Source organism: Synechococcus sp. R8-2, assembly GCF_047461715.1.
Taxonomy (GTDB): domain Bacteria; phylum Cyanobacteriota; class Cyanobacteriia; order Thermostichales; family Thermostichaceae; genus Thermostichus.
In genome coordinates this window covers 1-2,308 of sequence record NZ_JANSHQ010000268.1, presented here as the reverse complement: position 1 = coordinate 2,308, position 2,308 = coordinate 1, and the positions used below count along the sequence as shown (strand labels likewise).

Genomic DNA, 2,308 nt, shown 5'->3' with positions numbered 1-2,308 from the left:
TCCAAACTAGATTGAGACACTCTCCAAGCGTTCCGCGACCAACCCCAGGGAAGTTAGGAAGCCATGAAGGACGGCTGCAGACAGACTACACTGGGGCTGGGTGAGAGATGAAAACCAAATCTTTCACTGCGTCGAGGATGGGGCGAACGCCCGACGTCGAGAATCCCTGCCCCTTGGGGCGGAGAGTATGCCAAAGTTGTTTCAAACAGCAACAAGTCCGGGCTCTCTTCTTCTCACCTGTTGCCTCAGCGTTGCCCAGCAACAAATAAGGCTCAGATCCGACGGAGATCTGGCTGAGAGGGCATTGACTTGCAGAGGAACCCGCAGAATAGCTCCACACAGGTATGGTTCAGTCTGTTCCCCCTCATTCCGATAGAGCTGGGCCAATATCTCCCCTGGTGGCCCTGCAAGCAACCTTGCAGCAGATGCGGGAGCAGAGCGATGCCAACACCCTCGTTCAGCTCACGCTGGAGTATGTCAAGGCGGCGTTTGGGGCGCCGCTGATCTGGCTGGCCTTTTACGACTATCCAAATCACCAGTTGGTGGGTCAGGGGGGAGTGACCCTTCTTGAGGATCAAACCCTACTGCGGGCGGTGCATCCTCTACAGCCGGGGGAGATCCTGGAGCAGGTGGTGATCGAGCAGCGACCGATCAGCCTGCCCGACCTCTCTCAGGAACCGCGCATGGGCATTTGGCAGCGGGAGGCCAGGCGACTGGGCGGGATCCAGGGCTGTTTCATTTATCCCTTCTCGGCCTACGGCCCGCTGTCGCGAACGGCAGTGGGACGGCGGCGCTGCTTGGGGATCCTGATGCTGGGATCCCAAATGTGGGGGGTTACCACCCGTGAGGAAGAAAAGGCTCTCCTGGGGATTTTGCTGGGGCAGTTGGCAGCTTCTCTGCAAGAGTTGGAAAACGCTTGGCAACAGCAGACCGAAAAGCGCCTTGAGGATCCGCTCCTGAGGTTGGGAACGGCGATGCGCCAGGTGGGATCCCTGCAGGAACGGGTCAGCCTGGTGAGGCAGGAGTTACAGTCTTTTCTGGGCGCCGTCCACATTCAGGTGTATTGGCACGAGCGCAGCCAGGGTCAGTTCGTTCCCCACGGGAGCGTCCCCAAAGCTGTTCGCGACAGCGGGGCGGAGAAAGTCGGAGCAGGGCCGACAGGAGAGGTCAGCCTTTCGCTGCGGGAATTGGGGGACATGTACTACACCCTCGCCGATGGCCAGGTGGTGGTGGGCGGCACAGGGACGACTCGCTCTGAGGTTCCCCCCAAGCTGATGCAGCAGTTGCGGGCCCAGGCCGTTTTGGCAGCCCCGATTTTGCTGGAAAAGGATCTGCTGGGGTTCATCTGGGTGCAATCGGATGTGCCCCGTACCTGGCAAGCCGCTGAGCGACAGTTGGTAGCTGCTGCCGCCAATGGGTTGGCCTTGGCTGCCCCCCTAGAAAATCTGGATCGCCGCATTCGCCAGTTGGCCGATGACCAAGAGTTTGTGCAACAGGTGGGCCGCTCGCTTTACAACCCGGCGGAGCTGCAACAGGCTCTCCAGCAAGCCGTTGTCGGCCTGGCCCAGCGCCTGAAAGTCGGTGCAGTGGCCGTGTTGACGGTGGATCCCGACAGCCCCATCCCCCGCCTCTTCTACGAGTACCGCAGGGAAGGCAAGCAGACTTTGCCACAGCAGCTCAGCCCTCTGAGCGACCAGGACTGGCAGGATCTCATGCGCAGCGAGGTGGTGGTGGCAGAAAACTACGACCAAGATCTGCGCCTGCTCTCTTGGCGGCAGGAACTGGCAGGAGTTCGTTCCCTGATGCTGACCCACACCGGGGTCGGCGGTACCGCCACCACACCTGTGGAAGGGCTGCTCTTGGTGTTGCATCCCCAGCTACGGGCCTGGAGCCGGGAAGAGCGGCAACTGCTGCGGGGGATCGCCCAACAGGTGTGGGGGTTCCTGCGGCAAATTCGGTCAGAACAACGCCGGCAACGACAAGAGCAGTTGCTCAAGGGCCTGATCACCACTTGTTTAACCTTGCAAAACTCGGCCACCTTGTCAGATCTGTACACCACTACCACTCGACAGACGGCCCAATTGCTGGGGATCCCTCTGGCGCTCATGGTTAGTTGGCAGCCGGGGGAGAGCCGGGCTCAGCTCCAGCCATCTTTTGCTGCCGGGACGGAGACCGGCCCCACCGAGATCGATCTGCAAGATCCCCTACTGGCCTACGCGCTGCAGTCGGCAGAACCTCTGCCGCTCACCCAGGAGCAGATCCCCCCTGCCAGCCGCACTTGGCTCAGTCGCGTCAGCGGTGCGGAGCA

At 61.1% G+C, this 2,308-nt stretch carries 1 protein-coding gene; it reads left to right on the top strand.

Annotation, left to right across the window (positions count from 1 at the left end; genetic code table 11):
* Positions 1–344 precede the first annotated feature (344 nt).
* The coding region (locus NW819_RS07070; protein WP_414413321.1) for a GAF domain-containing protein at positions 345–2,308 on the top strand (1,964 nt) is incomplete at its 3' end.